Source organism: Mucilaginibacter sp. (genome assembly GCF_028288105.1).
GTDB lineage: Bacteria > Bacteroidota > Bacteroidia > Sphingobacteriales > Sphingobacteriaceae > Mucilaginibacter.
Genome location: NZ_JAQBOI010000247.1, coordinates 1 through 9,311 on the forward strand (window position 1 = coordinate 1; position 9,311 = coordinate 9,311).

6 protein-coding genes are annotated in these 9,311 nt (G+C 41.4%); 3 read left to right on the plus strand and 3 right to left on the minus strand.

The window, feature by feature from the left end:
- A partial coding sequence (locus JWQ85_RS16635) for an AIR synthase-related protein (protein ID WP_299469983.1) occupies positions 1-707 on the plus strand: 707 nt, incomplete at its 5' end.
- Between the two features lie 69 nt (positions 708-776).
- Here the strand turns inward: JWQ85_RS16635 and JWQ85_RS16640 are convergent.
- Positions 777-1,337: a hypothetical protein gene (locus JWQ85_RS16640; protein WP_299469984.1), complete on the minus strand. Its 561-nt coding sequence runs from the start codon at positions 1,335-1,337 to the stop codon at positions 777-779.
- 38 nt (positions 1,338-1,375) lie between these two features.
- Complete coding sequence (locus tag JWQ85_RS16645) at positions 1,376-4,678, minus strand: TonB-dependent receptor (protein WP_299469985.1); 3,303 nt, start codon at positions 4,676-4,678, stop codon at positions 1,376-1,378.
- A gap of 329 nt (positions 4,679-5,007) precedes the next feature.
- Between JWQ85_RS16645 and lpdA the strand changes: the two genes are divergently transcribed.
- Together lpdA and JWQ85_RS16655 are read left to right on the plus strand one after the other, a co-directional pair.
- Positions 5,008-6,396 carry a dihydrolipoyl dehydrogenase gene (lpdA, locus tag JWQ85_RS16650; RefSeq protein WP_299469986.1) on the plus strand — a complete coding sequence of 463 codons (1,389 nt, stop codon included), beginning with the start codon at positions 5,008-5,010 and terminating at the stop codon, positions 6,394-6,396.
- A gap of 123 nt (positions 6,397-6,519) precedes the next feature.
- Positions 6,520-8,073 (plus strand): FAD-dependent oxidoreductase, encoded by a 1,554-nt coding sequence (locus JWQ85_RS16655; RefSeq protein ID WP_299469987.1) that lies wholly within the window; start codon positions 6,520-6,522, stop codon positions 8,071-8,073.
- Positions 8,074-8,227: 154 nt separating this feature from the next.
- On the opposite strand, the gene JWQ85_RS16660 is transcribed toward JWQ85_RS16655, so the two are convergent.
- Positions 8,228-9,311, minus strand: a 1,084-nt coding sequence (locus JWQ85_RS16660; protein WP_299469988.1) for a carboxylesterase family protein, incomplete at its 5' end; no start/stop codon positions are given.

Sequence of the window (9,311 nt, forward strand, 5' to 3'; positions counted from 1 at the left end):
TAGTAGATTCTACCGTAACCTGCCGCATGAAACGTGCCGATGTGATATCAAACGACCGCATTAAACCCGGTGATGTGATAGTAGGCCTTGCATCGTACGGACAAGCAACTTACGAGAAAGAATACAATGGTGGCATGGGATCTAACGGATTAACATCTGCCCGCCATGACGTGTTTAACAAAACCATCGCCCATAAATACAGCGAGAGCTTTGACCCCGCAGTACCGCAAGACCTGGTGTTTAGCGGCAGCAAAACCCTCACCGATAAAATTGATATAGGCAATGGTGAAAGCATAACCGCGGGTAAGCTGGTACTATCTGCAACACGCACCTATGCCCCTATTATTAAAACCATTTTAGATAAATACCGCAGCCAGGTAAATGGTATGGTACATTGCAGCGGCGGCGCGCAAACCAAAGTACTACACTTTATAGAAAATCTGCACATTATTAAAGATAACCTGTTCCCTATTCCACCGCTGTTTAAGCTGATACAGGAAGAATCAAACACCAGCTGGCAAGAAATGTACAAAGTGTTTAACATGGGCCACCGTATGGAGCTTTATGTGCCCCAGGAGATTGCTGAGGATATCATCGCCATATCAGAAAGCTTTGATGTAGATGCTCAGATAATAGGCAGTGTAGAAGCCGCTGATAAAAAGCAGGTAACAGTTACTTCACCTTACGGGGAGTTTGTTTACAACTAATTTTAAAAACTCTTTATAACAAAGAAAGCCTCCCAATTTGGGAGGCTTTCTTGTTATACCTTAAAACGATTATATTGTTTTAAAGAATGAAAGTGCCGTAAAAACTGAATTTTTGCTGCCATCTTTATTGTAGGCAGTTGCCTTAACACTGTAAGTTTTACCTGCGGTTAAGCCTAATGAATTCAATTTCAACAAGATAGTACCGGCCATTACTGTTGTATTTGGATAGGTAGTTTCTTGCGGAGTAGCCGTAATAGTATGCACTACAACTGCTGGTTTAGCCGGTGTGGTTTCTGTAGCCGGTATTGCTGGTGTAGATGTAGCATCATTACCATTCCATGAAGCAAAGTTAACAGTTGTTAACACAGCAGACGCAGCGGTAGTACCATCTAATATCTCTAACTTAAAAGCACCGGTTTCCTGGTTAGTAAGTGTAGCACCAAAGTTTAATAATAAAGTATTGGCGGTATTACCAGATATCACAAACGGGCCTACCTGCTGGTAACCAAGGCTGCTTAATTGTATAGCCGGTAATTTTGGCTCAATACCTGCAACATCGGCTTCTTTTGTACAGCTAAACATGGTTAATGTAACCAGGGCAGCTAATACGATATTTATATATTTTCTCATTTTTTTTATTTTAAATGTTTAACAATATCAACTGCTAATTAGAATATGTATTTAGCACCAATTAATAAACTCCAGGTGGTAGCTGCTGTTGTAGCATCTACATACGGTGTAGTAACTAATTTACCGTTAAGCTGACGCATTTGATAAGTTGCTACGTTGGTATTAGCATCCGTACTAACATAGCTTAGCGGGTTGGTATAAGTAATTTGTTTTTGTATACCCCAGTTCTTGTTTAACAAGTTTGGCAAGTTAATAACTACAGCACTAAGCTGTAATGTATGTTTCTGGCCGCCTGCCATGATGTAAAAATCTTGTAAGATGTTTGCATCGATACGGTTGTACCATGGCAAGAAAGCAGCATTACGTTGTGCGTATTGGCCTCTGTGGCTGTTTAGGTATGGAGTGTTTTTGATGAATTGCTCTAAAGCAGCAGCTTGTTGTGCCGGAGTGTAAGTAGTAACAACACCGTTAACAGTGGCATTGTACTGAGTGAAAGTTAACTCGCTTGCTTTTTTAGGGATGTACATCAAATCTGCACTAACACCATCATTGTTTAAATCGCCGTTAACAGTGTAGCTGATCGGGTTAAGTCCACCTGCCTGGCCCTGGTAAAATAAACCGATAGTAGTAGCAGCATGGTTTAGGTAGTTAAACTTATATGATGCAGAAGCAACTATACGGTGAGGCACGTAAAAGCTAGTGTAACCACTCTCTACATCATTAGTAGTACCAACATTAGCTGTTGACGACCAAACGTTTGTAGCAGTTGTACCAGAGGTAGAGAAAGCTTCTTTAGCTTGTGTATAAGTATATGCCGCTGTTGCAGAGAAACCACCTGTGAAGGTTTTAGCAATTTGTGCTGTTAAAGAAGTTGCATAACCCTGGTTAGTGTTTTCTAAAACAATTGCAGAGTTAAGTGCCGGGTATATATTCCTGTCAGCAGATGAACCTGTGTAACGAGGTCTTGTCAGGTCGCCTTCAACCAATATACCGGTAGGCGATTTTAAGTTAGCGTTACGCATTCTAACCGCGTTGATATCTTTGGTATATAAACCTTCTAATGTAGCTGTGAAGCCATTACCAAGGTTTTTCTCAACTGCTAAGTTAGTTCTGAATACTTGTGGGAACTTAAAGTTGCGGTCAATTAAAACAGTTGCAGATTGGATTGATGTACCGGCAGCTTGTGGGAATAAACCAGCGTAAGTGCTTGGGTCTGCATTTAAGTGGATGCCGGCAAGCTGATCCGCTGTGGCAACACCACCAAAGTTATACATTGCGCTGTTACTTGGGTTGTTAGTTAAGAAAACGTAAGGTATTTTACCTGTGAAGATACCGGTACCGCCACGTATTACCAATGAGTTATCCTCAAGCAGGCTCCATCTGAAACCCATTCTTGGTGAAAGCAAAATTGGCGATTTTGGCCATAAGCCAGAGTTGTATGATTTTAAGGCACCATTAGCATCAGGCAATAACAATGCAGTCATTTGCGGGTTTTCCACCGGGTTCTCTAAATAAATGCTCTTATCAGCACGTAAGCCGTAAGTCAATTTAAAATTAGGGCTAACAGCATATTCATCCTGTGCATATAAGCTTATTGTACCAACTTTTAAGTTGGCAGAGTATACTTTATCAACACCCGGAATTAACGAGTAGTTGTAAGTAAACTGTACCGGAGGGGCATCAGCTAAGAAATCGCTTAAAGAATTATAGATGTACGAACCTGCTGCACCCGGCATGAACGCATTACCTACTCTTTGGTACTCGTAATTGATACCACCGGTGATAGTATGTTTACCCGCGTAATAGGTTAAGTTATCGTAAATGCTATAGGTATCGTCAATAACCTCGTTGTATTTAGTGTACGGGTCAGAACCTGCAGTAATGTAGTTATTACCTTTACCATCATAGATATCTATGGTTGGGAAAGTTTCGCCTTTAGTGGTACGTGGGTTACCATATTTCTTAAATGTAGCTAATAACTGGTTAGAGAATTTAGAGCTAATGCTGCTGTTTAACTCAACAGTACCGGTTGTTACTTTATTTAAGAAACCATAGTTAGAGTTTTCAAAAGCAATTGACTGGTTGCTGTAACGAGCGTTAACCAAACCACCGCTACCACGGTTAATAAAGCCACCATTTCCGTTTGTTACAGAGTATGCAGCGTTATTAGGTGTACTTGTACCGTTAACAGTTTGATCACTGGTAGCTTTTAAGTAGCTGTATTTAACAGTTAACTTATTTTTATCGTTAATATTCCAGTCTAACTTTAATAAATATTTGGTGTTTTTAGGTGTAAAAGCATCAAAATTGTCAAATTTACCCGGATCATAAGAATACTTATCTCTAAGATATTTCTGTACTGCTTCTAAATCTCCCTTAGGTGTAGCAGCTACGGTACCTAAACCAGAGCCACCTGTTGGCGAAAAAGCAATACCCGGAGAGGTTGAAGTTTCTTTTTCAAAGTTGGCGAAGAAGAATAATTTGTTTTTGATGATAGGACCGCCAAAAGTAGCACCGTAAGTTTTGGTACTTGCTTTAGCTACGTTAGCACCAATAAAGTTATCGCGGATATACTGGCCGTTAAAAGATTGGTCTTTGTAGTAGGTATAAGCAGAACCATGGAATGTGTTGGTGCCACTTTTTGTTGTAGCGTAGATACCGGCACCGGTAAAGCCCGACTGCCTCACATCAAATGGAGCAATGTTTATCGATAGCTCGTCATAAGTTTCGATAGAGATAGGCTGTGCATCACCACCCGGTAAAAGGGCTGATGATGTACCAAAAGTATTGTTAAGGTTAGCACCATCAACAGTCACACTATTTAAACGTGCATCACGGCCTGCAAAACTTGTACCTGTAGACTGTGGCGTTAAACGCGTAAAATCTGTAATACTTCTTGAAAAAGTAGGTAAAGTAGAAAGTGCTGTTCTGTTTACGTTTGTACTTGCACCAGCTTTAGCAGTTACAACGCGCCTGCTTGATGTAACCGTGACAGCTTGTAACTCCAATCCTGTTTCTGATAAGGTTGTGTTAAAAATGTAAGGCTGGCCCAATTGTAAGGTAATATCGCTAATTGTAGCTTTATTAAACCCAATAAAGCTAACCTCAACAGTGTACGGACCGCCAACACGCATACCTGGAATGTTGAACAAACCGTCTTTGTTTGAGGCAGCAGAATACACAGTTCCTGATGGAATGTGAGTTGCCTTTATAGTTGCTCCGGGTAAAGTAATACCCTTGGCATCTTTAATGGTTCCTGTCATGCTACTTGATGTTACCTGTGCAAAGGAAACAACAGCAGTAAACAGGGAAATAATTAAGAGAAGTAAATGTTTTCTCATGTTTGTCTTTTTTGTTAACTGTTAAGTGAATTATCGTTAAGTAAATTATGCTGCAAAGATATAGAATAGAGATATTCCCTATATTAAGTTAATGTTAATAATATTTATATACTTTTCAACACTTTACATGTTCTTTAACCAAAAATGAAATTTAGATGAATATTTAGTATAAAATTTACATTATGATTGTCATTTTTCACCTTAACATTGTGGATATTTGCTATTTATAGTTAAATTTTCAGGCTAAATTCTAAATCATTCCCTGTTTTTCATTTCCACTGCTTTTTAATTAGCTTTGGCATTCCAAAAATCATAAAGATACATACTATATGGATTACGATTTAATTGTTATTGGTTCGGGCCCGGGCGGCTATGTTGCCGCTATTCGTGCGGCGCAATTGGGTTTAAAAACCGCTATTATTGAAAAAGAATCACTTGGAGGCATTTGCCTTAACTGGGGTTGTATCCCTACCAAAGCTTTGTTAAAAAGCGCCCAGGTTTTTGAATATTTAAACCACGCTGCAGATTATGGTATTAAAACCAGTGGTGGCGAAGTTGATTTTGAAAGTGTTGTAAAACGCAGCCGCGGCGTAGCCGATGGCATGAGCAAAGGCGTTCAATTTTTAATGAAGAAGAACAAAATTGATGTTATTATAGGTTACGGCTCGCTTAAAACTAAAGGCACTGTATCTGTTAAGATCGATGATAGTACTACTAAAGATTTTACAGCTAAACATATTATACTGGCTACAGGTGGCCGCTCGCGCGAGTTACCTAACCTTAAACAGGATGGTAAAAAAGTAATTGGTTACCGCCAGGCCATGGTATTACCTCAGCAGCCTAAATCAATGATCGTGGTAGGTTCGGGCGCTATTGGTATCGAGTTCGCTTATTTTTATAACGCTATAGGTACAAAAGTTACCGTGGTTGAGTTTTTAGATAATATTGTTCCGCTTGAGGACGAAGAAATATCAAAAGGCCTTTTACGGAGCCTTAAAAAACAAGGCATCAATATCATGACCAGCTCTACCGTTGAATCTGTTGATACCAACGGCGAAGGCTGCAGGGTAAACGTTAAAACGGCTAACGGCAACCTGGTTCTTGAGGCTGATGTTGTATTATCTGCAATAGGTATTTCTACCAATATTGAAGGTATTGGCCTTGAAGAGAACGGTGTTAAAACCGATAAAGGCAAGGTATTAGTTGATGATTTTTATAAAACAAACGTTGATGGGGTTTACGCCATCGGCGATATTGTTAAAGGCCAGGCATTAGCACACGTTGCATCTGCCGAAGGCATTATCTGTGTTGAAAAAATTGCAGGTAAAAGCCCCGAACCATTAGATTATAACAACATACCGGGCTGTACTTATTGCATGCCCGAAGTTGCTTCTGTTGGTTATACCGAAAAAGCCGCTAAAGAAGCCGGTTACGAAGTTAAAGTTGGTAAATTCCCATTCTCTGCATCTGGTAAAGCAAGTGCTGCCGGCGCTAAAGATGGTTTTGTTAAACTCATTTTCGATGCTAAATACGGCGAATTTTTAGGTGCACACATGTTGGGCCATAATGTTACCGAAATGATAGCAGAAGTGGTTACCGCGCGTAAACTGGAAGCTACCGGTCATGAAATTATAAAATCAGTACACCCTCACCCTACTATGAGCGAGGCTGTTATGGAAGCTGCTGCTGATGCATATGGTGAAGTGATCCACTTATAATATTAGTAGAATTTTATAACCCATAGTATAAGGGTGGCATCACATTTGTTTATCAATTGATGCCTTACATATCAAGGCCGTTCCGATAATATCGGGACGGCTTTTTTATTTACTTGTATACCTATGGAAAACATAAACAACACCCGCAAGCACCCCTTACGCGATAGCACATCACTTAGCCCCTGGCAAAAGGAGTCGTTCACACTTGACAACGCGGCCGACATATTCGCCGAAGGCACTTTATATGATGCCTTGATAGTAGGCGGCGGTATCACAGGTTTAACAACTGCCCTGCTGCTTCAAAAACAAGGCAGGCAAACCATACTTGCCGAAGCCTATACTATTGGCTTTGGTACTACCGGCGGCACAAGCGCCCATCTCAACACATTTTTTGATGCCACCTATGCCGATGTTGAAAGCGATTTTAGCCAAGAAGCGGCCAAACAATTAGCAAACTGCGGTAAAGAATCTTTCGCGATGATAGAAGCGTTTGCTAAAGAATACAATATTGACTGCGACCTGGAATACAAGAACGCTTATTTATATGCCGAAACCGACGATGAGGTAAAAGCTTTAGACGAGATCTTAGCAGCATCACAAAGGGCAGGTATTGACGTTACCGAGGCTAAAGAGAATGGGGTGAGTGTTCCGTTTAAAAAATCTCTCCTGTTCAAAAAACAGGGGCAATTCCATCCTTTAAAATATATTTTTGGTTTAGCTAAAGCTTTTGTAGAGGCTGGCGGGGTTATCATAGAAAATACGTTCATCCGCGAAACTTCTTACGAAGATGGTGTACATTCTGCCAGGGCTGATACGGTAACTATTAAAGCTAAAAACCTGGTTTATGCTACTCACCTGCCGCCGGGCATTAATGTGTTCGATTTTAAGTGCGCGCCCTATCGCAGTTATGTTTTGGGCATTAAGCTAAACGACGAAGCAGGTTATCCCAATGCCCTATCGTACGATTCTAAAGACCCCTACCATTATTTTCGTACCCATAGCATCAATGGCCAAAAATACTTGCTACTGGGCGGCGAAGATCATAAAACCGGCCATGCTGATCCAGACGCTGCGTTTGAGGCATTAGAAAAATATGCCCGGGAATATTACGATGTAGCTGATGTTACTTTTAAATGGTCATCACAATACTATATCCCAGCAGATGGGTTGCCCTACATTGGCCAAATGCCTGCCGGCGAAGGTCACCTTTACATTGCCACCGGTTATAATGGCAACGGGATGATGTTTGGAACCATAGCAGGTAAAATAATGAGTGATAACATTTTGGGCAGAGAGAACGCCTATAGTAAGTTATTTAATCCTTCACGCGTAAAACCCGTTGCGGGCTTTATGGAATTTGTAAAAGAGAACGCCGACGTAGCTTATCATTTCATTGCCGACAGGTTTTCGTCCGAAGATATTCATTCATTAAAAGATTTAAAGGCTGATGATGGCATAATAGTAAAATATAACGGCGAAAAGCTGGCTATATACAAAGATGCTGAAGGTAAGGTAACCGCCTTAAACCCGGTTTGCACCCATGCCCATTGTATTGTAGCCTTCAATCACGCCGAAAAAAGCTGGGATTGCCCCTGTCATGGCGGCAGGTTTGATACGGATGGTAAAGTACTCACCGGCCCACCAAGAAAGGATCTGCAAAAGGTTGATATTAGTTAGGTGGTTATTAGTTAACCACAGAGTACACTGAGGTTTTACACAGAGTGCACAGAGATAAAAAATCTTTGTGCACTCTGTGATTTACAAACATATCATTCCTTTGTGGTCTCTGTGGTTAAAATCACCGCCAAGCCTTACTTCATATACTCTTTATCTACTCTTTATCCAAAAACACATATCTGCCTCTTAGCTGTGCACTTTCCTTTTCTAAGGCCGTTTTCACATCTATATTTATAAAGCTTACCGGGCCGCCTTTTATATTAGCGTTCCATTTTGGTAAAGATGTCCCATTCGGGTTACCGGTTTTTACAAAATTGGCAAAATAGCTTTCCATAGTGGCAGATACTTTATAGTCGTCAGGTGTCCAGGCGTAGGTGGTGTTCGTTGCCAAATTACCCATCGCATATTCAATTTCTGATGCGTGAGATGCACCAATATAAGGCTTTGGCTTTTTGTTAGCTTCCGGCTTAGCATTATCATCTCCTTTTATTACACCGCCCGCAAGGCCCGCTTTTGCGTTCCCCATCTTGGCCGTCATTGGCGGCCGTGGTTTCGAGAAAAGGTAACGGTAAACAGGCTTGCCACTTGTAAGTGCATGTGCATCTGCCCATTTCCAGGTACTGTATACTATAAAGCGATCGCTCGCTAATTCAGTAGCCGATTTAATAACTTCCTCCTCTGTATTGCCGGGATACAGCTTCAAAGCCTCTTCGGCTTTTTCGCCATACAAGGCTTTTAACTTTTTGGTATAATTTTCTGGCGTTGGGGCATCGCCGCCCATTAGCGCCTGGTATGGTATCTCTGCCGAATTCCAACCGACTAACAACGGCACTTTTGCCTGTTCGCCGGCCGCAAATGATTCAGCCGCGCTTTTGGTTAAAAAATAACCATCAATAGTAGCCGATTGCATGGATGGTACACCGGGTTTAGCGGCTTCATCAAGTAGTTTGTCTGCCGGTATGTCACGCAGTTCCTGCAATGATTTTGCGCCCGCCATTCCCGCAAATTTCAGTCCATTCTTTTCACCATCGACCAGTGAAACAGGGGCAAGTGTTGGTTTTATCATAGCACCGCTTTCGCCAATGGCGCCAGCTATCAGGTTTTTATACAATGGCGATACCATTTGTGCCGATACCGCTATAGAGCCTGCAGATTCGCCCGCAATGGTCACCCTATTGGGGTCACCGCCGAAGGCTGCAATATTTTTTTGTACCCAGCGCAGGGCAGCCGTCTGGTCA

Excerpts from the sequence above, each read along its gene's own strand:
- JWQ85_RS16645 (WP_299469985.1), bottom strand. The coding sequence starts at position 4,678 with ATGAGAAAACATTTACTTCTCTTAATTATTTCCCTGTTTACTGCTGTT.
- lpdA (WP_299469986.1), top strand. The coding sequence starts at position 5,008 with ATGGATTACGATTTAATTGTTATTGGTTCGGGCCCGGGCGGCTATGTT.
- JWQ85_RS16655 (WP_299469987.1), top strand. The coding sequence starts at position 6,520 with ATGGAAAACATAAACAACACCCGCAAGCACCCCTTACGCGATAGCACA.
- JWQ85_RS16640 (WP_299469984.1), bottom strand. The coding sequence starts at position 1,337 with ATGAGAAAATATATAAATATCGTATTAGCTGCCCTGGTTACATTAACC.